The organism is Aeromonas sp. BIGb0445 (assembly GCF_024809075.1).
In the GTDB taxonomy this organism is placed as follows: domain Bacteria; phylum Pseudomonadota; class Gammaproteobacteria; order Enterobacterales; family Aeromonadaceae; genus Aeromonas; species Aeromonas rivuli.
In genome coordinates, this window is the sequence record NZ_JANUES010000002.1 from 473,807 (window position 1) to 497,905 (window position 24,099).

At 61.7% G+C, this 24,099-nt stretch carries 23 protein-coding genes; 14 read left to right on the top strand and 9 right to left on the bottom strand.

The features are described 5' to 3' along the window. Window positions 1–101 precede the first annotated feature (101 nt). The 4 genes from M2367_RS05790 to M2367_RS05805 all read left to right on the top strand — a co-directional run bounded on the left by M2367_RS05790 (window position 102) and on the right by M2367_RS05805 (window position 2,965). A complete protein-coding gene (locus tag M2367_RS05790; RefSeq protein WP_259236097.1) occupies window positions 102–1,553 on the top strand; it encodes a chitinase in 1,452 nt (483 codons plus the stop codon). Between the two features lie 169 nt (window positions 1,554–1,722). Next, the gene (locus tag M2367_RS05795) at window positions 1,723–2,088 is read left to right on the top strand and encodes a VOC family protein (RefSeq protein WP_224430475.1); all 366 of its coding nucleotides are present in this window, start codon (window positions 1,723–1,725) and stop codon (window positions 2,086–2,088) included. Window positions 2,089–2,304: 216 nt separating this feature from the next. Continuing rightward, window positions 2,305–2,703, top strand: coding sequence for a GFA family protein (locus M2367_RS05800; protein WP_259236098.1), 399 nt, complete (start codon window positions 2,305–2,307; stop codon window positions 2,701–2,703). A gap of 52 nt (window positions 2,704–2,755) precedes the next feature. Further along, a complete protein-coding gene (locus M2367_RS05805) occupies window positions 2,756–2,965 on the top strand; it encodes a DUF4287 domain-containing protein (protein ID WP_259236099.1) in 210 nt (69 codons plus the stop codon). Between the two features lie 236 nt (window positions 2,966–3,201). On the opposite strand, the gene smrB is transcribed toward M2367_RS05805, so the two are convergent. Continuing rightward, entirely contained in the window at window positions 3,202–3,726 is a 525-nt protein-coding gene (smrB, locus tag M2367_RS05810) for an endonuclease SmrB (RefSeq protein ID WP_259236100.1), read from the bottom strand. 66 nt (window positions 3,727–3,792) lie between these two features. Here smrB and prmB point away from each other — a divergent pair, with 66 nt between their 5' ends. The 3 genes from prmB (at window position 3,793) to M2367_RS05825 (ending at window position 7,586) form a co-directional block, all read left to right on the top strand. Then, window positions 3,793–4,728, top strand: coding sequence for a 50S ribosomal protein L3 N(5)-glutamine methyltransferase (gene prmB, locus M2367_RS05815; RefSeq protein WP_042043271.1), 936 nt, complete (start codon window positions 3,793–3,795; stop codon window positions 4,726–4,728). Window positions 4,729–4,737: 9 nt separating this feature from the next. Continuing rightward, a complete protein-coding gene (aroC, locus tag M2367_RS05820) occupies window positions 4,738–5,826 on the top strand; it encodes a chorismate synthase (RefSeq protein ID WP_042043237.1) in 1,089 nt (362 codons plus the stop codon). Between the two features lie 371 nt (window positions 5,827–6,197). After that, window positions 6,198–7,586 carry a DEAD/DEAH box helicase gene (locus tag M2367_RS05825; protein ID WP_259236101.1) on the top strand — a complete coding sequence of 463 codons (1,389 nt, stop codon included), beginning with the start codon at window positions 6,198–6,200 and terminating at the stop codon, window positions 7,584–7,586. Between the two features lie 96 nt (window positions 7,587–7,682). Here M2367_RS05825 and M2367_RS05830 read toward each other — a convergent pair whose 3' ends face one another. From M2367_RS05830 to cra, 4 genes are all read right to left on the bottom strand, one after another. Next, entirely contained in the window at window positions 7,683–8,372 is a 690-nt protein-coding gene (locus M2367_RS05830) for an RES family NAD+ phosphorylase (protein WP_042043244.1), read from the bottom strand. Next, a complete protein-coding gene (locus M2367_RS05835; RefSeq protein ID WP_259236102.1) occupies window positions 8,369–8,773 on the bottom strand; it encodes an MbcA/ParS/Xre antitoxin family protein in 405 nt (134 codons plus the stop codon). The genes M2367_RS05830 and M2367_RS05835 overlap by 4 nt, the downstream gene beginning before the upstream one ends. Window positions 8,774–9,029: 256 nt before the next feature. Beyond that, window positions 9,030–10,223, bottom strand: coding sequence for an aromatic amino acid transport family protein (locus M2367_RS05840; protein ID WP_259236103.1), 1,194 nt, complete (start codon window positions 10,221–10,223; stop codon window positions 9,030–9,032). A gap of 470 nt (window positions 10,224–10,693) precedes the next feature. After that, window positions 10,694–11,677: a catabolite repressor/activator gene (gene cra, locus M2367_RS05845; RefSeq protein ID WP_259236220.1), complete on the bottom strand. Its 984-nt coding sequence runs from the start codon at window positions 11,675–11,677 to the stop codon at window positions 10,694–10,696. A 347-nt stretch (window positions 11,678–12,024) separates the two neighbouring features. Between cra and fruB the strand changes: the two genes are divergently transcribed. The 3 genes from fruB to fruA are packed head-to-tail and all read left to right on the top strand — an operon-like array spanning window position 12,025 to window position 15,862. Continuing rightward, window positions 12,025–13,125: a fused PTS fructose transporter subunit IIA/HPr protein gene (fruB, locus tag M2367_RS05850; protein ID WP_259236104.1), complete on the top strand. Its 1,101-nt coding sequence runs from the start codon at window positions 12,025–12,027 to the stop codon at window positions 13,123–13,125. Next, window positions 13,125–14,132, top strand: coding sequence for a 1-phosphofructokinase (gene pfkB, locus M2367_RS05855; protein WP_259236105.1), 1,008 nt, complete (start codon window positions 13,125–13,127; stop codon window positions 14,130–14,132). The genes fruB and pfkB overlap by 1 nt, the downstream gene beginning before the upstream one ends. After that, window positions 14,129–15,862: a PTS fructose transporter subunit IIBC gene (gene fruA, locus M2367_RS05860; RefSeq protein ID WP_259236106.1), complete on the top strand. Its 1,734-nt coding sequence runs from the start codon at window positions 14,129–14,131 to the stop codon at window positions 15,860–15,862. The genes pfkB and fruA overlap by 4 nt, the downstream gene beginning before the upstream one ends. A 133-nt stretch (window positions 15,863–15,995) precedes the next feature. On the opposite strand, the gene M2367_RS05865 is transcribed toward fruA, so the two are convergent. Further along, window positions 15,996–16,241 carry a DUF1289 domain-containing protein gene (locus tag M2367_RS05865; RefSeq protein ID WP_042043252.1) on the bottom strand — a complete coding sequence of 82 codons (246 nt, stop codon included), beginning with the start codon at window positions 16,239–16,241 and terminating at the stop codon, window positions 15,996–15,998. A 448-nt stretch (window positions 16,242–16,689) separates the two neighbouring features. Between M2367_RS05865 and mltA the strand changes: the two genes are divergently transcribed. Together mltA and M2367_RS05875 are read left to right on the top strand one after the other, a co-directional pair. Next, window positions 16,690–17,841 (top strand): murein transglycosylase A, encoded by a 1,152-nt coding sequence (gene mltA, locus M2367_RS05870; protein WP_259236107.1) that lies wholly within the window; start codon window positions 16,690–16,692, stop codon window positions 17,839–17,841. 147 nt (window positions 17,842–17,988) lie between these two features. Further along, entirely contained in the window at window positions 17,989–18,756 is a 768-nt protein-coding gene (locus M2367_RS05875) for a hypothetical protein (RefSeq protein ID WP_259236108.1), read from the top strand. Between the two features lie 84 nt (window positions 18,757–18,840). On the opposite strand, the gene M2367_RS05880 is transcribed toward M2367_RS05875, so the two are convergent. From M2367_RS05880 to M2367_RS05890, 3 genes are all read right to left on the bottom strand, one after another. Beyond that, window positions 18,841–19,314 (bottom strand): DUF2919 domain-containing protein, encoded by a 474-nt coding sequence (locus M2367_RS05880; protein ID WP_042043278.1) that lies wholly within the window; start codon window positions 19,312–19,314, stop codon window positions 18,841–18,843. A gap of 168 nt (window positions 19,315–19,482) precedes the next feature. Then, a complete protein-coding gene (gene corA / locus M2367_RS05885) occupies window positions 19,483–20,430 on the bottom strand; it encodes a magnesium/cobalt transporter CorA (RefSeq protein ID WP_042043254.1) in 948 nt (315 codons plus the stop codon). Between the two features lie 200 nt (window positions 20,431–20,630). After that, a complete protein-coding gene (locus M2367_RS05890; protein WP_259236109.1) occupies window positions 20,631–22,277 on the bottom strand; it encodes an electron transfer flavoprotein-ubiquinone oxidoreductase in 1,647 nt (548 codons plus the stop codon). A 137-nt stretch (window positions 22,278–22,414) separates the two neighbouring features. Between M2367_RS05890 and M2367_RS05895 the strand changes: the two genes are divergently transcribed. Further along, window positions 22,415–23,179: an electron transfer flavoprotein subunit beta/FixA family protein gene (locus M2367_RS05895; protein ID WP_259236110.1), complete on the top strand. Its 765-nt coding sequence runs from the start codon at window positions 22,415–22,417 to the stop codon at window positions 23,177–23,179. Further along, window positions 23,176–24,096, top strand: coding sequence for an electron transfer flavoprotein subunit alpha/FixB family protein (locus M2367_RS05900; RefSeq protein ID WP_259236111.1), 921 nt, complete (start codon window positions 23,176–23,178; stop codon window positions 24,094–24,096). Before M2367_RS05895 ends, M2367_RS05900 begins: the two co-directional genes overlap by 4 nt. Window positions 24,097–24,099 lie beyond the last annotated feature (3 nt).

A 24,099-nucleotide genomic window follows, 5' to 3' on the forward strand; every position in this document is an offset into this window, starting at 1 on the left:
GCTCACATATTGGTAACATTTCTTAATTTTCTCTGTAAATTTAGTTATCAGGCAGCCTATGCTCGGGATGAAATTTCACCCAGAGACAAGGATTGTTGCCCATGTTGAAGCTCACATATTGCGCGGGGCTCGTCGCCGCGGCCTGTGCCTTGCCAGGCCATGCCGCCATGAATATCCAGCCGGATCCTGACAACGCGGGGGGCTATGTGATCGCTGCCGCCGACGTGGCGGCGGTGGCGCAGGCCAAGACGGCCAATCCCATGTATGCGCTCTGGTCCAAGGCGTTGGCCACCCGCTCCAACACTGTGGTGGATGCGATCTTCCCACGAGATGCGAGCAACCCCGATAACGTCAAACGGGTTGAACGTGTCTTCCCCGAGTCCGAATGGGACTTTCTAACCCAGATGGCGGCACCGGAATATACCTATCTGCGCTTCCTGCGGGCGGTTGGCAAGTTCCCGGCTTTTTGCGGTGAATACATGGATGGTCGCAACGCTGATGCCATCTGCAAGAAATCCATCGTCACCGCCTTCGCCCACTTCTCCCAGGAGACGGGGGGCCATATCGCCAAGGAGAACATCTCCGACAACCCGCAGGCGCTGGAGGAGTGGCAACAGGCCCTGGTCCATGTCCGTGAAATGGGTTGGTCCGAGGGACAACTCGGCTACACCACGGGTTGTGGCCAGAATGACTGGCAGAACAAGAAGTGGCCCTGCGCCACCGGCCAGGGCTATTTCGGCCGCGGCGCAAAACAACTCTCCTATCACTTCAACTACGGCGCCTTCTCCGAGGTGATGTTTGATGGCGATGCCTCGGTGTTGCTCAACAACCCCGGCCTGGTGGCCGACTCCTGGTTGAACCTGGCGTCCGCCATCTGGTTCTTCCTGACCCCGCAAGCCCCCAAACCGGCCATGCTGCACGTGATCGACAGAACCTGGGTACCCTCCCAGCGCGAGGTTGCCGCCGGCATCGGCTATGGCTTTGGCACCACCATCAACGTTATCAATGGCGGTATAGAGTGCGGCGAGCAGAACAAGACGAAAGGTCAGCCAGTCAACCGCATCCGTTACTGGGAAGGGCTGGCGGCCCATTACGAGATCCCGGTCGCGAGCGATGAGAAGAATACCTGCTGGCAGCAGACCCCCTACGGCAGCCTGAACCTCAATGGCGCCACCGATGTGCTCTATACCAACTGGGACGGCAACTGGAAATATTACGCCGACCGACCCGGTGGTTATTCCTTCGAGTGCGAGCTGGTCGGTTTCCAGACCGCTTATTCGGCACTGGTGCCGGGGGATTACCAAAAATGCGTGACCAACTTCTATGGATCCCATGCCGGTTGGCCCAAGGTGCGCATCGTGAGTGAGCTGGCCCCCGCGCCGACAGACCCCAGCACGCCACCGGTTGGCGGTGTGCCCGTCTGGGGGGCAAGCAAGGTCTATGTTGCCGGAGACAAGGTGAGCTATCAGGGCGCCACCTATCAGGCGAAGTGGTGGACCCAGGGTGATGAGCCAAACAAAGGCGGACCCTGGGCGCTGCTTCCCACCAGTTAAGGGCAGCGTTAGCTTCACAGATTGAGTCCTAAGAGGGAGGCATTAGCCTCCCTCGATTGATTGTTGGCGAGGTTGTCACAAGGGTACTGACTCTGGTGCAGAGGCGTTATGTTGATAAATAAGACAAATAGTGATGACGGCGCGGGATATATCAAGGAGGGAGCCAAACATGAATATCGCCATGCATTTTGAAATACCGGTGACGGATATGGCGCGAGCCATCGGCTTCTACTCCCGAGTATTTGGCATCGCATTCGAGCGAGCAGATATAGATGGCAACGAGATGGCGCTATTTCCGCTGTGTGAGGGCATGGCGGGTTGCTCCGGCGCCCTGGCCAAGGGGGAGAGCTATGTGCCCAGTCTCGACGGCACCCGCATCTATCTGAGCGTGGCTGATATCGAACAGACCATGACCAGGGTGCTGCAGTGCGAGGGGAAGATACTCTATCCCATCACCCAGGTGAGTGATGGCATCAGGGTGGCCGAATGCCAGGATTGCGAAGGAAACCGCATCGCCTTGCAACAGTCGCGATAACCTTATTCACCGGGTGCATGCATGCATGGATGGAATTCATTCGCCGTGTTTATAGTCACCGGGGTGGGTGGGCTCTTTGCCGGAAAAGAGTGGCGTGCCGAGGATGGCGATGCGCAACATGGTCAGTTGCCGAGTTCGGGATTTGCATGATACTCATCTGACCGTAAATGGCGGCGGCACCCTGTCGGCGCCCACGCTGAATATGAGGAGGATGATATGCAAGGCAGCTGTCTGTGTGGCGGGATCGTCGTGTCGAGCGAGCAGCATAAAGAGGTCAGCCTGTGCCACTGCGCCATGTGTCGGCGCTGGTCAGGGGGGCCCATGTTCGCGGTACATGGCGGCACTGGCGTCATATTCAAGGGGTTGACTCCCGTCGCTTACCGCTCCTCCGAGTGGGCGGAGCGCGGCTTCTGCCCGACCTGTGGCACCCATCTTTTCTATCACCTGTTGCCAACGGATGAGTACATTCTCCCCGCTGGCCTGTTCCAGGAGGAAAGGTTCGAGCTTGCCAGCCAGATCTTCATCGACGAGAAGCCGGACTTCTACACACTGAAGAACGAGACGCCAACCCTGACCGGGCAAGAGGTGTTCGAGCAGTTTGCCCCGAAACCCTGAGTCCAGCATCGGCCGTGCCTGCCCGGACTGGCAGGCCATCAAGGAGCATGACATGGATGAACCGCAGAAGGTAAAGGGGCCTGCCTCCTATTTCCCGGCCATCGAGCAGAAATATGGCCAACCGGTCGCGCACTGGTTGGCCCTGTTGGCAGGTCAGGAGCACAAGAAACACATGGCGCTGGTGACCTGGCTCAAGACAGAGCACGGCATGGGCCATGGCCATGCCAACGCCCTGGTGGCCCACTATCTGGCACAGGGGTAGAGCGCCCCTGTTTCTGTTAGGGGCCGTCACTCAGGGTTGGGCGGGGGTCCCCGTCTCATCACTCTCCTGCGCCCCCCGACGTCATCAGGCATCGGGGGCGTTTTTTATCCAAAGCCGCAGGCCGCAGCTGAACGTCTGTTGTTCAACGAGGGCAGAGCAGGGGAAACAGGCCGGGTTTGGGATGGGCAAGCGCCCCGAGCCGTCGAGTGGCTTGCAAAGGACGGCGGGCTTTGGGGTTACTCTTCGATGTCCAGCAGCACCAGGATGGCGCTGTCGCCGCCCCATTCGCGGGGAGCCTGATGGAAGGCCTGCACATTGGGATGCTGGGCCAGCCAGTTCGGGATCCGCTGTTTGAGAATGTGTTTGCCGATGCCGTGCATGACGGAGGCGACATGAATATTCTCTTTTTGGCAGAGGCTGAGCAGGGCGGCGAGCTCCTGCTTGGCCTGATTCTGATTCATGCCATGCAGATCCAGGTAGATCTCCGGCGGATAGAGGCCGCGCTTGAGCTTTTTCAGCTCAAATTTTGACACATCTTCACGCACATATCGGGTCGGCCCCTCTTCGTCCAGATGGGGCTGATATTCATCGCTGAAAAAGTGGCCAACCCCAAGCATTTCGCGGCTCTCACGCATTTCGCGTTTCTGCTTGACCGGGCGCAACTCGGCCCTTAAGGTATCTTGCTTGATTTTCCGGGTACCTTTTATCGCATCGCGGAACAGCTGGCTTTCATCGCTTGTCAGTGAAGGCGTTTTTTTCATCAGGTACTCGTCTTGCTCGCTATATAAGAATGCTCGGGCCGGATATTACTCGACTTGGAGGTGGATTTGGACAAGATATTTATCGACGAGGTGGTTGCCGAAATGCACACCATCCAGGACATGTTGCGCTGGGCCATGAGTCGTTTCAACGACGCCGGTATCTTTTACGGCCACGGCACGGACAACGCCTGGGATGAGGCCGTGCAGCTGGTACTGCCTGCGTTGCATCTGCCGCCGGATGTGGACTCGGGCATGCGCCACTCCCGTCTGACCCCGACCGAGCGCCATCGTATTGCCGAGCTCATCATCCGCCGGGTGCAGGAGCGGGTCCCTGCGGCCTACCTGACCAACAAGGCCTGGTATGCGGGTTGGGAGTTCTACGTGGACGAGCGGGTGCTGATCCCGCGCTCCCCCATCTCCGAGCTGGTGGCCAATCGCTTCGAGCCCTTCTTGAAAGAAGAGCCGACCCGGATCATGGACTTGTGCACCGGCTCGGGTTGCATCGCCATCATCATGGCCCACGAGTTCCCCCATGCGGAAGTGGACGCCATCGACATCAGCGTCGACGCCCTCAACGTGGCCGAGCGCAATATCGCCGATCATGGCCTCGAGCAGCAGGTCATCCCGATCCGCTCCGACCTGTTCCGGGACTTGCCGGCCGGTGACAAGTACGATCTCATCGTCTCCAATCCGCCTTATGTGGACTCCGAAGACATGTCGGACTTGCCTGACGAGTTCCGTCATGAGCCCGAACTGGCGCTGGCATCGGGCTCCGATGGCCTCAAGCTGACCAAGCGTCTGCTGGCCCATGCCGCCGATTTCCTCAAAGACAATGGTGTGCTGGTGGTCGAGGTAGGCAACAGCATGATCCACCTGGAGACCCAGTTCCCCGAAGTGCCCTTTACCTGGGTCGAGTTCGAGAATGGCGGCCATGGCGTCTTCGTGATGACCAAGGCTGAACTTGAGCAATATCAGCCTCATTTCGCGATTTACAAGAACTAAGGAGCACAGATGGCAGGGAACAGTTTTGGCCAACTCTTTCGGGTCTCCACCTTCGGTGAGAGCCATGGCCCGGCGCTGGGCGCCGTGGTTGATGGCTGCCCGCCCGGGCTTGAGATAAGCGAAGCGGATCTGCAAGTCGATCTGGACAGGCGCAAGCCTGGCACCTCCCGCTACACCACTCAGCGCCGCGAAGCGGACGAGGTGAAGATCCTCGCCGGGGTGTTCGAGGGCAAGACCACGGGGACCTCCATTGGACTGCTGATCGAGAACACCGATCAGCGCTCCAAGGATTACTCGGATATCCAGGACCTGTTCCGCCCGGGTCATGCTGACTACACCTATCACCAGAAGTTCGGCCAGCGCGACTACCGTGGCGGCGGCCGCTCCTCGGCCCGGGAGACCGCGATGCGGGTCGCTGCGGGCGCCATTGCCAAGAAGTACCTCAAGCAGATCCATGGCATCGAGATCGTCGGCTTTCTCTCCCAGCTTGGCCCCATCAAGGCCGAGGCCTTCGATCGGGAGCAGATAGAGCAGAACCCCTTCTTCTTCCCGGATGCGGGCAAGCTTGAGGCCCTCGATGAGTACATGCGTGCCCTGAAAAAAGAGGGCAACAGCATAGGCGCCAAGGTGCAGGTGATGGCGATCAATGTGCCGGTGGGCCTCGGCGAGCCGGTGTTCGACCGGCTCGACGCCGACATCGCCCATGCCATGATGGGCATCAATGCGGTGAAAGGTGTGGAGATCGGTGACGGTTTCGCGGTGGTGGAGCAAAAAGGCTCCGAGCATCGCGACGAGATGACCCCTGCCGGCTTTGCCAGCAACCATGCCGGTGGCATCCTCGGCGGTATCTCGTCCGGTCAGGATATTGTGGTGAGCATGGCGCTCAAACCCACCTCCAGCATCACTGTGCCGGGCAAGACCATCAATACCCGGGGTGAAGCGACCGAGATGATCACCAAGGGTCGCCACGATCCCTGTGTCGGCATCCGCGCCGTGCCCATCGCCGAGGCCATGCTGGCCCTGGTGTTGATGGATCACCTGCTGCGCCACCGTGCCCAGAATGCCGGTGTCCATACCGCGACCCCGCAACTGCGCTGACGGTGGTTGCCCCATGATCTGAAACAGGCAGCCTTGGCTGCCTGTTTTGTTGGGGGTTGACTCAGGTTGGCCGGGATGCCGCTGATGTGCCTCCCCCAGGCGTGTGCCACGGGCTGCTGGGCAGAGATAAGAAGGGCAGGGCCGTCGATGCTATTTGCCTCGTTTTTTAATCATGTTGCGATAGTTGTCACATTTCTCTCGTCTCGGGACGCCAACTCCGCTAGACTGCGGCCTCTATTCTTTCCCCTTTGCTCTGCTCCCCGGGGAAAATCGTTGTTTTCTCAATAGGCCCAGTTCTTGTGAGATGGCATCGGCTCGGCAGAGGAGCCCCACCACAAATCCCCGGCGCCCCAAATCCCTAGCAGGTAACTATGAGTTTTACTTCCCTCGGTCTGGCCGAGCCTTTGCTCCGTGCCGTCGCCGAACAAGGCTACGACACTCCGTCCCCCATTCAGCTACAAGCGATCCCGGCCGTACTGGCTGGCCGTGACCTGATGGCGGCGGCCCAAACCGGGACCGGCAAGACCGCAGGCTTTACCCTGCCGATGCTGCAACGTCTGACCGAGAGCAAGCGCAAAGTGTCGCCGAACCGGATCCGCGCCCTGGTGCTGACCCCGACTCGCGAGCTGGCCGCCCAGGTGGGCGAGAGCGTGCGCAACTACGGCAAACACCTGCCGATCCGCAGTCACGTGGTATTCGGTGGCGTCAGCATCAACCCGCAGATGATGGCGACTCGCCGTGGTCTGGACGTGCTGGTGGCCTGCCCGGGTCGCCTGATGGATCTCTACAACCAGGGCGCCGTGAAGTTCGACGAAGTCGAGATCCTGGTGCTGGACGAAGCGGATCGCATGCTCGACATGGGCTTCATCCGCGACATCCGCAAGATCCTGGCCCTGATGCCCAAGCAGCGTCAGAACCTGCTGTTCTCCGCGACCTTCGCCGAAGAGATCCGCGAGCTGGCCACCGGCCTGCTCAACAACCCGGCCGTGATCGAAGTGGCCCCGCGCAACAGCACCGCCGAGCGCATCGAGCAGCTGGTTCACCCCTGCGACAAGGCCAACAAGATTGGTCTGCTGAGCCACCTGGTGACCAGCAACGATTGGCAGCAGGTACTGGTGTTCACCCGTACCAAGCACATGGCCAACCGTGTCGCCGAGACCCTGGACAAGAACGGCGTCAGCGCCGCCGCCATCCACGGTAACAAGAGCCAGGGCGCCCGTACCCGTGCCCTGGCCGGTTTCAAGGATGGCAACGTCAAGGTGCTGGTCGCCACCGACATCGCCGCCCGTGGTCTGGACATCGACAAGTTGCCGCAAGTGGTCAACTTCGAGCTGCCCAACGTTGCGGAAGACTATGTGCACCGTATCGGCCGTACCGGTCGTGCCGGCGCCACCGGTCATGCCATCTCCCTGGTTGCCGCCGATGAAGGCAAGCTGATCAAGGCCATCGAGCGCCTGACCAAGCAGAACATTCCCTGCGAGCAGGTTGCCGGTTTCGAAGCGTCCCGCGAGACCCTCGACAACATCGCCCGTGGTATCGGTGCGCCCCTGCGCAAAGAGCCGCGGGATCCGAGCGAAGAGCGCCGTGCGCCGCGCCCGCAGCAGCGCCAAGGCGCTGGCCGTTCCGGCAATGGCGGTGGCCGCTCCGGCGGTGCCAGCAATGGTGGTCAGCGTTCCGGTAACGGTGCTCGCCCCGAAGGCGCGGGTGCTGGCAAGCCAGCCCAGGCTCGTCGCCCCCGTCGCGCCAGCCACAACCAGTAAGCAGGCGAGGGGACTCCCTCACCGCTCACTGCGCTGTCGCGTGATATAGAAAAGCCCCGCCAATCTGGCGGGGCTTTTTGCATTGGGCAGGGTTATTCACTCCCCATAGAGCTTGATCTCCAGCACGTTGGCGATGGCGTTGCCGTTCCAGTGGTACTCCAGATGCTGGGCCTGGTGGATCCTGGTGACCAGGCAGGGGCGATAGAGCACATGGCAGTGGTGGCCGCTGTGACGCACCGAGCGATAGTGAATGCCGTCCATGGCCTTGCCCTTTTGCATCTTGGCAAAGGCCTGGGAGTGGCTGTAGTCGGTGGCGTGATAGAGGGGGGTGGAGAGAAAATCCTCCCCGCTGATGTCGGCAAGATTGGCGCAAAATTCGGTATGGAGCACCCGCATCTGCACCTTCTGGGCGGGCTCCTTGGTGTAACCGAAGATCCGCTCCTGGTGATAGACGGTCTCCTTGACGGCGGTGTCGAGCAGGGGGGCGCAGTAGTAGCCGCCGAAATCACCGGTGGTGAAGCGGGCCCCTTCCGGATTGAGATGGGTAAAGGCGGCCATCACATAGCTGCCCCCATGCAGGCCGACCAGCCAATCCTCCTTCGCAACCCGAGTCAGGTCGCCCGCCTCTTCCCGCAGGCGATCGTTGGTGAGCGCCTCAATGGCCCAGACGGCTTCTAGCTCGTCGGCGTTGGCCACATCTTCATAGATGCAGATGGTGGGATAGCGACTCGGAATGATCCGGTATGCCTGCTGCCCCTTGAACGCAATCAATGGCGCTTCCATCAGGCCATGCCCCCACGCCAGGCGTGCAAGCGGGTGGCGACTTCATACAAGTCTGCCACGCGACCCCCTTTCATGATGTCCATGGCGCTGCGCCCGGCAAAGAAGGGGTGGCTGCTGGGCTTGCGCACCCAGCCGTAAATACTGTCATCGACGCTGAACAGCACCCGCAGGCTCTTGTGGATGTTGAGGATGTAGCTCATCCGCTCCTGCATATCCACACTCAGGCGGATACCGCCGCTCGACTCTTTGTATTTGTTCAATGTTGAACGGGATGAGATACCCAGCAGTTTCAGCTGCTCATCGGTCGTGCACTGCCATTTATCCAGGATGCGAAAGACCACGGGCAGCGCCTTGCTAGGGTCAATGGCACTATCGTTCAGGGTTTGTTGGGCGGCTTGGGTCATATCTCCTCCTTGCTGCACCCCCTTTCAAAGGGTCTGGTGCGCACTGTTCTCAGTGTAGGAGGGTTGTGCGGTAATGTACACATATGTACATATATACCAAATTAAAACACTTATGTTGTCAGTGTGGTTGGATGGCAGACCCGTCGCGGGGCGAGCAGGGGTTGTCTGTCGGCTATCTCCGTTGATGAAATCCGTTGATGAAAAAGCCCCGCCAACGGGGTTGGCGGGGCTTTCGGCAGTTCATCACGGGGAGGACTTAGAGGGCGGGTAACAGCCCCAAACTGACGCTCAGCTGCACCCCGACGATCAATATCCCCATGGCACCGGCAACACCGAGGGCCAGCACGCCGCCCGGCGCGCGGTAGTGGTGCGGCTCAGCTTGCTTGCGGCTCTGCCACACCAGGGCCACCGGCAGCAGTACCGCCAGTATGGCCAGGGCGATGGCGGCGTAACCCAGGGCCATGATGAAGCCTTGCGGGAAGTAGAGGGCAAACAACAGGGGCGGCACGAAGGTGATGAGCCCGGTCTGCAGACGGCCGCTGGCGTTATCGTCGCGTTTGCTCACCTTGGCCATGAAGTCAAACAGCCCCAGGGTCACCCCGAGGAAAGAGGTGGCCAGGGCCAGGTCCGCAAACAGGTGCATGGCCTGGTTGAACAGGGGCCAGTTGACCAGCTTGCCGACGCTGGCCAGCAGGCTGTCCAGGGCGCCGCCACTGTCGAGCAGGCTCTGCTGGCCGAGCAGCCCCAGGATGGCAACTTGCCACAAGACATAGAGGATCAGCGGCAAGGCAGAGCCCCACACGAACACCCGGCGCAGCCGCTTGGGGCAGTCGCCCAGGTAGAGCATGACGCTCGGGATGGAGCCGTGGAAGCCAAATGAGGTGAAGATGACCGGCAAGCCCGCCAGCAGCAGCCCCTGACCCAGCGGCATGGAGAGCAGGTGTTGCCCTTCGGCGCGGGGCAGCAGCAGGGCCAGCACGGCCACCATGATCACCAGTTTCACGGTGAACATCAGTCGATTGAGGTAATCCACCTGCTTGGTGCCGACGCAGACCATGCCGCCAAACAGCAGGGTGAAGGCCCAGGCGGCCTGACCCTGACTGAGGGAGAATCCGGCATCGGCCAGTGCCTGCACCAGCAGGCTGCTGCCACCGCTGATATAGGCGGAGGCCAGGGAGTAGAACAGCATCAGGATGCAGAAGGAGGCGATGCGCTTGCCCCAGGGGCCGAGCAGCTGATCCGCCAGCTGATGAAGGTACCACTTGCCGGTGCTGAGGCTGGCTTCGACTTGCAGCATGGCGGTGAAGGCCATCAGCGCCCAGAGCCCCAGCATCAGTGCCAGGGTGGCGGGGCCGCCCAGGGAAGAAGAGGCCAGGGGCAGCGCCAGCATGCCGGCGCCTATGGTGGTACCGGCGATGAGCAGGGTACATCCGAGAGTCTTGGTATTCATGAGTCCAATCCGATATTGAGGATAACAAGGCCGCGCGGGCGGCTAGGGCATAACGGGGCAGTGCGCCTTCGGGTCCGATCCGAAGGCTAGCAATATCGCAGCAGACGCATCTGTACTCAAAACCTGTCGTTTGTAAAAAGAGATTGCCAAGCTAACGGATCAAAATGGGGGAAACAAGCCCGCCATAGCTGGATAAGTGATTTTCTTGCGCTGGAACTGGCAATAAATGCTGACAGTGATGAGTGGGGTGGTGAATTAGTCGGCGGCAATGGGGCCGTTGTCAGCACGGGGAGGGTATGAGGTGAACTGATCAGTTGGCACCGCCATAGGGCCGTTGTCAGCACGGGGAGGGTATGAGGTGCACTGATCAGTTGGCACCGCCATGGGGCCCTGCCGTCCGGGACAGAGCGTGGCCCTGATCACGAGAGAGCAAACCCGGCTGACGCTGGGGTTTGCTCAAGAGGGAGGGATCAGCGCCGCCGTTTCAGGCTGCGGGCGATATGGTGCAGGCCGCAGCGGTACTCCCCTGTGATGGCCTGGAAGGCGAGTTCCAGGGCCAGACCCGCCAGCTCGTCATGGCGCTGGGGCAGCGAATTGATGCCGAAGGGGAGAAAATCGAGCAGGCGATCATCGCCGAAAGTAGCCATGGCCAGCTGGCTCATGTTCGCCTCTTGCTCTATCAGGTAATCGAGCACCCCTTCCATCAAGATGTAGGAGGTGGTCACCAGGGCCGGGGGCAGGGCGCCCAGTTTATGATGCAGGGCGCTGATCAGCCGATAGCCTTCGGCGCGGGAGAAATGCTGCCCCTCGCACAGATGACGCTCGGCGTTGCACCCCTCCAGGGCTTGCAAGAAGCCGAGCCGCCGCTCCTGGCTGATCGTCAACCCTGGCAGTGCAGTGATCAAGGCGATATGGGCGAGCCCCGGGTGCAGCAGGGAGGCGGTCAGCTCCTCGCATGCCTTGCGGTTCTCGCTGGCGACGCTGATGAAGCGCCCCGGCGCCATGGTCCGGTCGATGGCAATGATCTGGGTGCCGCTCCCCTGCTTGGTCTGATACCAGGGATCGTCCGGTGACAGGCAGCTCGCCACCAGCAAGGCATCCACATGACGGCTGATCAGCATGTCGCACAACGCCTTTTCGGTGTCGGGCTCATCTTCCGAACAGACGATAAGCAACTGGTAACCCCGGGCGCGGGCGCCCTGCTCGAGCCGCTTGGCCAGCTTGGCATAACTGGCGTTCTCCAGATCCGGCAGGATGAAACCCAGGGTGCGGGTCTGGCCGCCGCGCAAGGAGGCGGCGCGGCTGTCGGGTCGATAGTTATGGGCCTCGACCACGGCCATCACCTTGTCACGGGTCGCCTGACTGATACGGTGTTGATCGGCCTTGCCGTTGATCACATAGCTGGCCGTGGTGCGCGAGACACCGGCGAGGGCGGCCACTTCATCCAGTTTCATCTTGTTGGCCCTGTCTTGTTTGGCTCTCTCTGGCAACAATATCCCGCCCTCCTTACCCTGTTCCGACCCGAAAAGTGTGCGCCGGATCATATCATTGAACAAGGTGAAGTGCGGGGACTTGATCAAATAGCTGAAACGATTCAGTCTGAGTGTAAGTGAAACGATTCAGCTTGTCAGTAAGCAAAGGCAAACAGAGGACAAATCCCCCAGTGGGATGCGATCCGGTCTATTGTGAGCAGGGCAAGCGGGGGTCAACCGACCCTTATCACAGAGCCTTATCACAGAGCCTTATCATTGAGCGCAATCCAGGTGGCCGCCTCGGCCGCCTCAGCGGATGGAGAGAGAGTATGTTGAAGTTGGCGCAAGAACAGATCCTGTTGAACCAGACCGCCGCTAGCAAGGAGGAGGCCATCGCGCTGCTGGCCGAGCGACTGACCCAGGCCGACCTGGTCGAGGCGGGCTATGTGGCCGGCATGCTGGCCCGTGAAGCCCAGCACGCCACCTACCTTGGCAGCGGCATCGCCATTCCCCACGGCACAACAGAGACGCGACATTTGGTGAAGCAGACCGGGGTCATGGTGGCCCAGTTCCCGGCAGGTATTGAATGGGATCAGGGCCAGGTCGCCTATGTGGCCATTGGCATCGCCGCCAAGTCCGATGAGCACCTCGGCATCTTGCGCCAGCTTACCCATGTACTGGGGGACGAGCAGGCCGCCCTGGCCCTCAAAGATGCCAAGGATGCCGCCACCATCATCGACATACTGACGGGGGCGAGCGCACCGGCCGAGGTGCAATTCCTGACCCTCGCCGATTTCCCTGCCGATGATGCCGACCAGCTGCTGCTGGGCGCCGCCGCCCGCGCCAAGTCCGCCGGTTGGGGTGGCGCCGAGATGGTGACGGCTCTGATGGCGAGCCAGCCAAGGGCCCTGGGGCAAGGGATCTGGCTGGCCAGTGCCAGGGCGCAGCTGTCTGGCTGGGTGCTGGCCACGCCGAGTCATGCTATCAGCCATCAGGATGCACAAGTGAAAGCCCTGCTGCTGCTGTGCGGCAAGGATGAGTCTCACCTGACCCAGCTCGACAACCTGGCGGCCCTGGCCGCGGCCGGTCAACTCGATGCCCTGGCGGGAAGCGAAGGGCTGGCGCTGCTGCAAAACGGGCCAGCCAAGGGATTGGCAGACACCTTCACCATCATCAACCCCCATGGCCTCCATGCTCGTCCCGGCGCCATGCTGGTCAAGGTCGCCAAGGAGTATGGTGCCGATATCCGGGTCGCCAACCTGGATGGCAGCGGTGAGGCCGTGTCCGCCAAGAGCCTGATGAAAGTGATCGGTCTGGGGGTTAAGTGCGGTCACCGACTCGAGTTTCGCGCCGAAGGGGCTGACGCCGAAGCGGCCCTGCGTGGCATCGGCGAGGCGATCAAGGCCGGGCTGGGGGAGGGGGCGCACTGATGAACATCGTCACCATCACCCTCAATCCGGCGCTGGATCTCACCGCCTCCCTCGACCAGCTGCAGGCTGGCGAAGTGAATCTGGTGCGTGACGCCTCCCTGCGTGCGGCAGGCAAGGGCATCAACGTCGCCATGGTGCTCAAGGATCTGGGCCGCGAGGTGGCCCTCACCGGCTGGCTCGGCGCCGATAATCAGCAAGCCTTCGTCGACCTGTTTGCCCAGAAGGGGCTGGAAGATCATTTCGTGCGGGTCCCGGGCAGCACCCGCATCAACGTCAAGGTCTCCGAGCGCTCGGGTCGGGTCACGGATCTCAACTTGCCGGGGCTCGATATCGCCCCCGAGGCCATCGCGACCCTCGATCTCCTGCTGGATGAGCTGGCCGAAAAGGCTGACTGGTTTGTACTGGCGGGCAGTTTGCCCAAGGGCGTCGAGACAGCGCACGTCGCCCACCTCATTACCGCCCTCAAGCTGCGTGGCAAGCGGGTCATCTTCGACTGCAGCGGCGCAGCCCTGAGCGCCGGGATCAGCGCAGGCCCCACCCTGATCAAACCCAATCTGGAGGAGCTCAGTCAGTGGGCGGGACGACCCATTCGCACCCTCACTGAGCAGGCCGAGTGCGCCCGCGCCTTGCAGGCGCAAGGGGTGAGCCAGGTGGTGATCTCCAATGGCGCCGAAGGGGTGATCTGGTTTGGCGAAGCTGAAACCTGGCAGGCCAAGCCGCCACGGATGCCGGTGGTCAGCACAGTCGGTGCCGGAGACTCCCTCGTAGCAGGCCTTGCCCATGGTATGAGCCTGGGCTGGCCCATGGCGCAGACCCTGGGTCTGGCCACCGCCGTCTCGGCCCTGGCGGTGAGCCAGGTTGCGGTCGGTTTTGCGGATCAACAGCAACTGACCCCACTTCTTGAACAAATAACCATCACGCGACTGGATGACGACACCGCCATGGATGATCGGCAGGCAGCTTCCCAGGACGCGACACACCACACACCCACAGGAGATGCCCAATGAAAGCTATCTTGGTAACGGCCTGCCCGGCGGGCATCGCCACCAGCTTCCTCGTCGCCAAACGACTCACCCAACAGGCAGAACAGGCCGGTTGGACGCTGGTCGGTGACATCCACTCCACCATAGCGGCGCACAGCGCGCCGACGGCGGCCCAGATTGCCGAGGCCGATCTGGTCATCGTCGCGGCCAGCGCACCGGTGGACTTGTCCGCCTATGAGGGCAAGCGACTCTATCGGGCCGAGATGGATGCCGCATTGCAAGATCCCGCCGCCGTGCTGGAGGCTGCCCGCGAGCGTGCCGAGCCCTATCACCATGTGGCGAGTGCAGTGGCTGCGGTTGCGCCTGCGTCAGCCAGTGCGGGCAAACGCATCGTTGCCGTCACCGCCTGCCCGACCGGGGTGGCCCATACCTTTATGTCCGCCGAGGCCCTGGAGAATACCGCCAAACAACTCGGTTATGAGATCCGGGTCGAGACCCAAGGCTCGGTCGGTGCGCAAAATGCCCTGACAGCCGATGAGATAGCCGCTGCCGATCTGGTGTTCCTCGCCACCGACATCGAGGTGGACATGGCCCGCTTCGATGGCAAGCCGCTCTATCACACCAGCACAGGGGCTGCCCTCAAGAAGACCAAAGCTGAGCTGGACAAGGCGTGGCAGCAGGCCAAGCCGTATCGCCACAGCGGCGGTGCAGTGGTCAAGAAGGAGGATAAGGCCGGTCCCTACAAGCATCTGCTGACCGGGGTCTCCTTCATGCTGCCCATGGTGGTGGCAGGGGGGCTTATCATCGCCATCTCCTTCATCTTCGGGATTGAAGCGTTCAAGGAGGAGGGCACCCTGGCGGCGGCGCTGATGAAGATAGGCGGCGCCTCGGCCTTTGCCCTGATGATCCCGGTGCTGGCGGGCTATATCGCTTACTCCATCGCCGATCGTCCCGGTCTGGCACCTGGCATGATAGGCGGTATGCTGGCCAGCTCCCTGGGCGCCGGCTTCCTCGGCGGCATCGTCGCCGGTTTCCTGGCCGGTTACTGCGCCAAGTTCCTGAGTGACAAGGTGCGTCTGCCGGTGACTCTGGAGGCGCTCAAACCCATCCTCATCATTCCCCTGGTGGCGAGCCTGTTTACCGGTCTGGTGATGATCTATGTGGTTGGCGGCCCGGTGGCCGACATCATGAATGCCATGACCACCTTCCTCAATAACATGGGCTCGGCCAATGCCGTGCTGCTGGGGGTCATCATAGGTGCCATGATGTGCTTCGACATGGGCGGCCCGGTCAACAAGGCGGCCTACGCCTTCGGGGTCGGCCTGCTGGCCTCCAAGACCTATGCCCCCATGGCGGCGGTGATGGCGGCGGGCATGGTGCCTGCGCTGGGGATGGGGATTGCCACCTTCCTGGCCAGCAAGAAGTTCATCAAGACCGAACAGGAAGCGGGCAAGGCCTCCTTCGTATTGGGGCTGTGCTTCATCTCCGAGGGGGCCATCCCCTTTGCGGCCAAGGATCCGATGCGGGTCATCCCGGCCTGCATGGTGGGCGGTGCCCTGACCGGTGCCCTCTCCATGCTGTTTGCCTGTGAGCTGGTGGCGCCCCACGGTGGCCTGTTCGTGCTCTTCATCCCCAATGCCATCAGCCATGTGTGGCTCTACATTGTGGCCATCACCGCGGGTTCCCTGCTGACCGGGGTGAGTTACGCCATGCTCAAGCGTACCGAGGCACCGGCCAGCTTGGCCACGGCATGATCCCCAGAGCTCGGCCGCACCCGCGGTAACGATGCGTGATAAACAAGGCGGCCCTGGGGCCGCCTTGTCTATTTGAGGGGAGAGAAGCCCTCATGGAGAGCGACGGATGTCGCCACTGCGCAGCAGCCTCGGGTCAGAAGTCCCAGCCTTGTTGCTGCGGCGCTTGCTCTGGCTCCTGAGCTTTGCGCAGGGCAGCCAGGACCCGGGCCTTGCGTGCCCGGCACAGCCGCATCACATCCTGCTGTTGATCCGGACTCATGGTCAGCCAGTTGAAACGCTCTTCCCTGCTGCGAAAGCATCCCTTGCAATAGCCCTTGTTGTTTGCCTGACAGACCCCGATACAGGGGCTCTGCAGGGGGAAGATCTCGAGCTGTTCCATCCATGACCTCGCACACCTTGTCCCTCTGTTATAACCCAAATGATGGGCCTTTGGAAAAATCCCTGTGCGCCGGCAGAGGCGGTGTTTGCTCATTTGCTGAGGGCCAATCGAGGGGGAGATCAAGGGGGCGGCTGTCGTCACCACCATATGGCCAGGCACTTGCGTACACCCGATCACTCCATCTTGCTGTCACCGGGTCATCAGGTCATCCGATTGCCGGTCGCCCTCATTGCACCCTGGCAGTTGGATCAATCAGCGGTATTGTTTAATTTAAGGGGCCAACAGGGCCTTTGTTTTTGTATGATAGCGCCGCCTGCTGATGCGCTGCGGACATGGCAGCGCGGCGGCTGTGGGCGAGAGGCGGAGCCAAGCTGGTATCCGTCGCGGCCTTTGGTTGCATTCATCACCATTTTCATGGTGTTAGCGTTTTTCGGTTAGATGAGGATATATGAAAAAACACGCGTACTGGCTGACTGCCGCTGTGGTTGGGTTGGCCGGTTGTGCGGGCAACCCTGAACCTGCCAAGGTGCCCCAGAAGAAGTCCGAAGCCAGATGCTTTCTGAACTGCGAGGTGCCAGAAAATCTGGGCAAGCAGTATCTGGATGGTACCCTGCCAGATGATCTGGTGCGGGTGGAGCGCGTCAACAGCCAGCAGGGGTCGGATTTCAGCAAGTTCGGCCCCCAGAGCCGGTTGGTGCTGGAGCGCTCCGGCAAGATGACCCGCCGTTACGGCGAGCTCTATCGCCAGCTCTCCCGCTGGGTCGCGCAGGGTGGCAACCCGGCCCTGATCACCCAGTACGGCATCAGCCTGGCCCAGCTTGGCGGCGCCGATCGACAGGGGAATGTGCTGTTCACCGGCTACTATTCTCCGGTACTGGAAGTGCGCCACCGGCCGGACAGTGAGTTCAAATACCCCATCTACGCCATGCCCAACTGCGCCGGACGCTGCCCGAGCCGGGCCCAGATCCATCAGGGGGCGCTGGCCAACCGTGGGCTGGAGCTGGGCTACAGCAAATCCCTCATCGACAACTTCCTGATGGATGTGCAGGGGTCTGGCTTCGTGCACTACGGGGACGATGATCGCCTGCAATATCTGGGCTACAGCGGCAAGAATGGTCACGGCTACGTCAGCATCGGTCGGGTGTTGATCGATCGGGGCGAAGTGCCCAAGGCGCAGATGTCCCTCAAGGCCATCAAAGATTGGGCCAATGCCCAGCCGGAGGCCGGGGTCATGGAGCTGGTGGAGCAGAACCCCTCCTATGTCTTCTTCGAACGGCGCCCCACCAATGATGTGGTCGGGGCGGCAGGCATTCCGCTGTTGCCCATGGCGGCGGTGGCGGCCGACAAGACCCTGCTGCCGATGGGCACGCCCATACTGGCGGAAGTGCCGCTGCTGGATACAGAGGGCAACTGGACCGGCAAGCATCAGCTGCGCCTGCTGATTGCGCTGGACGTGGGGGGGGCGGTCAAGAAGGGGCACCTGGATCTCTACCATGGCATGGGGGAGAAGGCCGGGGTGGCCGCCGGTCACTACAAGCATTTTGGCCGGGTCTGGAAGCTGGGCCTCAGACAGGGGCCCACTGCCGCTCCCTGGCTCTGATCGCGCGGGCATCCTGGCTTGTCGCCAGATGCTGAGTTGAGTCATGCTGAAACCGCCGCATCTCGGCGGTTTTTTTCATCCCATCATTGGCAACAGCGTCCCTCAGGGGTGAGCCTATGATCACGTTCATCACGGCAGGAGAGCCCTATGCAGAGACGTTGCCACGTGCGAGTGAGCCTCTGGTTGACCATGTCACTGGCGGTGCTGGTAGTCGCCCCGGTACGGGGGGAGGTGAAGGTGATCACCGTCTTTGAGCCGGAGGGGTTGATACACACCTTGCGTGAGCTCAATCCGAGTCTCGGGGTGAGTGCCATGGGTAACCAGCTGGTGCTCAGCGGCACCCCAGAGCAGCTCGCGGAGGCGGAGCAGCTGGTGACGCGCCTCAACCAGCCACCGCAGATGCTGCTCATCGAGTGGCGGGTCTCCCAGCAGCGCGATAGTCAGGGGACGGCCCTGGGGGCCAGACAGGGTCGCAGTGGTGATTGGCAGGGGGGAGGCGCCTTGGAGCAAGGCAGTGAACAGGGCCAGCAAGCCTGGCAGGTTCGCGGTCTGTCGGGGCGACCCGTGCTGTTGCAGATGGGCAGTTATCAGCCGGTCAGCCTCTATCGCTGGCGCGGGGGCAAGGTCACGGCGCTGCTGCCCATCGTCAATGGCCTCTATGCCAGCGCGACCCTGGTCGGTGACAACGTGCTGATCCGGCTCTCCAGCGAGCAGACCAGTTTGCGTCAGGGATTGCCGGAGCAGGGACAGAGCGATACGGAGCTGAATGTCGCCCCTGGGCAGTGGGTGGAGGTGGGAGGGTTGGCCAACAGCCAGCAGCGTCAGGGGACGGGGATAGGGACGACCTCGGGGGTTGAGATCCGCCAGGAGAACCAGCAGCAGACCCTCGCCATCCGGGTGACGCCGGTCAACTAGTCTCACCCGCCTGGGCGGGCAACCCTATGCTGATCTGTCCTGTCGGGGCTGATCAGGCCGCTGTCCTGACTCGATGGCGCGCTCTCAGTCATTGGCTATATGGGGCTTGTCCGCCGCGTACTCGCGCAGTTGACGACTCTTGAGCAGATACCAGAGGCACCAGAGGCTGGCGATCAGCACCAGGGCGTTGGCCCAGCTAAATTGCCAACCCAGGCTCACCAGGGCATGGCATTGGATGATGAGCCCGGTCAGGGCCGAACTGAGCAGCAGGCTGGGACTCAAGCGCCGCAGGCGAGCGCGCCATCCCTGGGGATTGGCAAAGGTGCCGCCACAGGCCAGCAGGGCCAGGAGCGCGGGCAGATCGGTGAGCAGGCTCACATAGAGGCTCCAGCGCTCCGGGTAGAGCAGGGCCAGGATGTCACTTCCCCCCTGACGGCTGGCGCCGGCCATCACGAACAACCAGACGGAGCGGGTCAGCAGCAGGCTGATGGGCCAGAACCAGAGCGGCGGGCGCAACTGACCGTGATCATCGTAACGGTGTTCGGGATAGAGAGTCATGGAGGAGGAGAAGGCCGCAATGGATAAATGATGCAACAGATATGGGGGCTGAGACCCGGCTTGCAAGAGGAGAAAGTGAAAAAGCCCGGGGGATAGCGGCCAGGGGCGTCCATCAACACCAAGGGGGCCCTGGGCCCCCTCGTACCATAGCGCCCTGTTCGGCGCGCGCTACAGCCAGCCTTTGCGTTTGAAGAAGAGCCCGGTGCCGAGGGACGACATCACCATCAGCACCAGGGACATTTGATAGCCATATTCCCACTGCAGTTCCGGCATGCGGCCGAAGTTCATGCCGTAGATACTGGCGATCAGGGTCGGTGGCAGGAAGATGACCGCGGCAACCGAGAAGATCTTGATCACCTTGTTCTGCTCCAGATTGGTCACCCCCATGGCGGCCTCGAGCTGGAAGTTGATCTTGTCGAACAGGAACTGGGTGTGGGGCAGCAGAGACTCCACGTCGTGCAACATCTCGTCGATCCACTTGTTCTGCTCATTGGTCATCTTCTGGCGCAGGCTGCGCTTCAAGAAGCGCAGGGCACGCCGGGTATCGTGCAGGGAGAGGCGGATCTGGCCATTGGCCTCTTCCTGGGCCATCAGCTCCTTGAGCATGGCGTTGATCTGATCGGGCTCGAAGATCTGATCGGCGGTATTTTCCAGGGTCTTGTAGCCATCTTCGATGAGATCGGAGAGGTATTCGACCTTGAGGTTCTGCACCTCAAGCAGGACATCCAGGGCATCTTCCACCTCCAGTCTGTCCTGGCGCATATAGTGGCGCATCAGCCGTACCAGGCCGATATCGTCCTCGCGGATGCTGATCAGCAGATTGTTGCGCAGGGTAAAGGAGACATGGACACCCTTGGTGTCACGGCCGATCCGCTGGGGAAACAGGGAGTGGATATGCAAACCATCCGTGTCCCAGTAGAAACGAGCAGAAGCCTCGATGTCATCGAGCTCCTCTTTGTCGGGGACCTCTTCCAGAAAGAGTCCCGTCAACCATTCTCGCTCCGCCGCGTCAGGCTTGTAGGCATCGAGCCAGACGGTGTTGTCGGGCAGGATATCGTCAGGGCCGAGCGTGACGATGTCGAGCACCTTGTTATTGAGGATGTAGGCGGTGATCATCTGTCCCCCTTAAAGTCTTGGGTTATCAGGGATGGTTGAACAGGTTCATGCGGCTTCGATCCCAAGAAGGGGATCGTATGAAGCATAGCGGGGCCGATGGGCAACCTGACTGCGGCGAACTATACAGGCGCTCGCCGTCATTGTCAGGGCTTATTCAGCTGATATTCATCCCGTTTGTCCAGAAAACACCCCTGGTCGGATCACATATTGGGGTAGTTGGGTCCAGAGCCACCCTGAGGGGGAGTCCAGATGATGTTTTGGCTAGGATCCTTGATATCACAGGTCTTGCAGTGGATGCAGTTGGCGCTGTTTATCTGCAGATGGGGTTGTTCATCCACCGTCACCAGCTCGAACACTCCGGCCGGGCAGTATCGCAGCGCGGGCTCGGCCCAGGTGGGCAGATTGACCTCGACCGGGATGCGCGCATCCTGCAATCGCAGGTGACAAGGCTGATCTTCATCGTGACTGGTGTTGGCCAGATAGACGGATGAGAGCTTGTCAAAGCTGAGCACCCCGTCCGGTTTTGGGTAGGAAACGGGTTGGCAGCGATTGGCCGCCTTGAGGGCGCGGTAATCGTCACCCTTGTCCAGCCATTGCAACGGGGATCGCCCCTTGAATAACCGCTGCTCCAGCCAATTGAAGGCGCCACCGAGCCAGGGACCTGCGCCGTGCAAGGCGGCGCCGAAGTTGCGGGCCCCCTTCAGATCCGCGCCAAGCCAGCTGGCCGCCAGGGCCTCGCCATAGTCGGCGATATCCCGCCCCCCTGGCTCTCCTTGACCCAGATGGGGCAGCAGGGCGTCGGCGGCCAGCAGACCACTCTTCATGGCGGTGTGAATCCCCTTGATGCGGGAAAAATCCAGGGTGCCGGCGTCGCAGCCGAGCAGCAGACCACCGGGAAAGTGCATGCGCGGCAGGGAGTGCCAGCCACCCTTGGTGATGGCGCGGGCACCATAGCTGATGCGCTCTCCCCCCTGGAGGGTCTGTTTGAGCAGAGGGTGATGTTTCAGACGCTGAAACTCGTCGAAGGGGCTGAGCCAGGGATTCTGGTAGTTGAGATCGACAATGAGCCCGACCGAGACCTGATTGTCCGCCAGATGATAGAGGTAGAAGCCGCCATGGCTGCGGCTCTCGCTCCCTTGACCACCGAGTGGCCAGCCACTGCCATGCAGCACCTGTCCGGGCCGGGATTGAGCCGGGGGCACCTGCCACAGCTCCTTGAAGCCGATGGCATAGTGTTGCGGCTGGGTATGATTTTCCAGCCCGAATGCGTTGATCAGCTGCTTGCCAAGGTGGCCACGGGCCCCCTCGGCAAACAGGGTATAGCGCCCCAGCAGTGCCATGCCCGGCACATGATCCCCCTTGGGCCGACCTGCCTTGTCCAGACCCAGATCGCCGGTCAGCACCCCCTTGACCACCCCCTCTTCGATGATGAGCTCGCTGGCGGCAAACCCCGGATAGATCTCGACCCCAAGAGACTCGGCCTCCCTGGCGAGCCAACGGCAGAGAGTACCCAGACTGATGATGTGACAACCCTGATTACTCATGCTGGGGGGGAGGGCCCAATGGGGCAAGCGACTGGCACGGCTGTCACTTTGCAGCAGCCAGAGCTGATCGTCGCTGACCTGGGTGCCGAGCGGTGCCTCCTGCCAGCGCGCTGGCAGCAGCTCTTGCAGGGCGCGGGGATCGAGCAGGGCTCCAGAGAGCAGATGAGCCCCAATCTCGGCCCCTTTCTCCAGCAGACAGACGCTGCAATCGGGCGCCCGCTGCTTGAGGGCGATGGCGGCACTGAGCCCCGCAGGACCGCCCCCAACGATGACCACATCGTATTCCATTGCTTCTCGTTCCATCTTGCCTCCGTGCTCGACTTGGCCTAGGGTGGTGTTAGTTTACGTAAACGTAAACCTAGCTGTAAACTCTCGTTATGGAATTATTCATGGATGGTAGCGGCGCGAGCCTACCGAGCAACAGGATGAGGAGTGGCCGAATGAAGCTGCTGGTCGCAGTCAAACGGGTCGTTGACTACAACGTCAAGATCCGGGTCAAGGGTGATGGCTCCGACGTGGAGCTGGCCAACGTCAAGATGGGCATCAACCCGTTTTGCGAGATAGCGGTCGAGCAGGGGGTCAGGTTGCGCGAAGCGGGCCTTGCCAGCGAATTGGTGGTGGTGACCCTGGGACCTGCTGCGGCAAGTGAACAGTTGCGCCATGCCCTGGCACTGGGGGCGGATCGCGCCCTGCATTTCGTCACCCCCGATGGTAGCGATGAACGGCTGGATCCCCTGACCGTGGCCCGGGCCCTGCAAGTCATCTGCGAGCGTGAGCAGCCGGATCTGGTGCTGCTCGGCAAGCAGTCCATCGACTCTGACAACAACCAGGTCGGCCAGATGCTGGCGGCGCTGTGCGACTGGCCCCTGGCCACGTTTGCTTCGGCCATCGAATGCAAGGGAGACGAGATCTGGGTGACCCGGGAGGTGGATGGCGGCTTGGAGACATGGGGGATGGCGCTGCCGGCGGTGGTGACCGTGGACTTGCGCCTCAACGAACCGCGCTTTGCCTCCTTGCCCAACATCATGAAGGCGAAACGCAAGCCCCTTGAGACGGAACCCTTTGCCACCCTGGGCATCCATCCGCTCGGTCATAACCGGCAGTTGGGGGTCATGGCGCCCCCGGTGCGCAGCGGCGGGGTACGGGTTGGCTCTGTGGATGAGCTTATCGACAAACTCAAACATGAGGCGAAGGTACTGCCATGAACATATTGATCATTGCGCAGCAAGCAGAGGGCCCCCTGGCTGCCAGCACGATCCAGCTGGTGGGGGGCGCGCAGGCCCTGCCGGGCGACATCCATCTGTTGCTGCTTGGGGATAAACTCACCCAGGCGGCCACGGAGGCTGCCCGCCTGCAAGGGGTGACCCGGGTATTGCTGGCCGAGCTTGGCTGTGACTGGTGCGATGGCCTGGACAGCCCCCTCGCGACCCTGGCCCGGGATTACCACCATGTGTTGATGGCATCGGGCACGGCGGCCAAGGATCTGTTGCCCCGCATGGCGGCGCGGCTCGGTGTCGAGATGCTCTCCGAAGTCATCGCCATCGAGGGAGATGACAGCTTCTTGCGCCCCATCTATGCGGGCAACGCCATCGCCAGGGTGCAGAGCCATGCCCCCATCAAGCTGATGACCCTGCGCGCCAGCAGTTTCCCCATGGCGGCGACGGGAGAGGCGAGCGCGCCGGTTGAGGCCCTGCCGCCTCTTGCCATCGCCACGCGCACCCGCTTGATCTCCCGCCAGGCCGTGGTGTCTGGCCGTCCCGAACTCGGCAGCGCCCGGGTGGTGGTCTCCGGGGGCAGGGCGCTCGGCTCGAAAGAGCAGTTTGCCCTGATAGAGGCCCTGGCGGACAAGCTGGGCGGGGCGGTGGGGGCCTCGCGCGCCGCCGTGGATGCGGGTTTTGTCGGCAATGATCTGCAGGTGGGCCAGACCGGCAAGGTGGTGGCCCCCGAGCTCTACATCGCCGTCGGCATCTCGGGTGCCATCCAGCATCTGGCGGGCATGAAGGAGTCAAAGGTGATAGTGGCCATCAACAAGGATGGCGAGGCGCCCATCTTCCAGATCGCCGACTACGGCCTGGTGGGGGACTTGTTCACCCTGTTGCCCGAGCTGACCGCCAAGCTGTGAGCC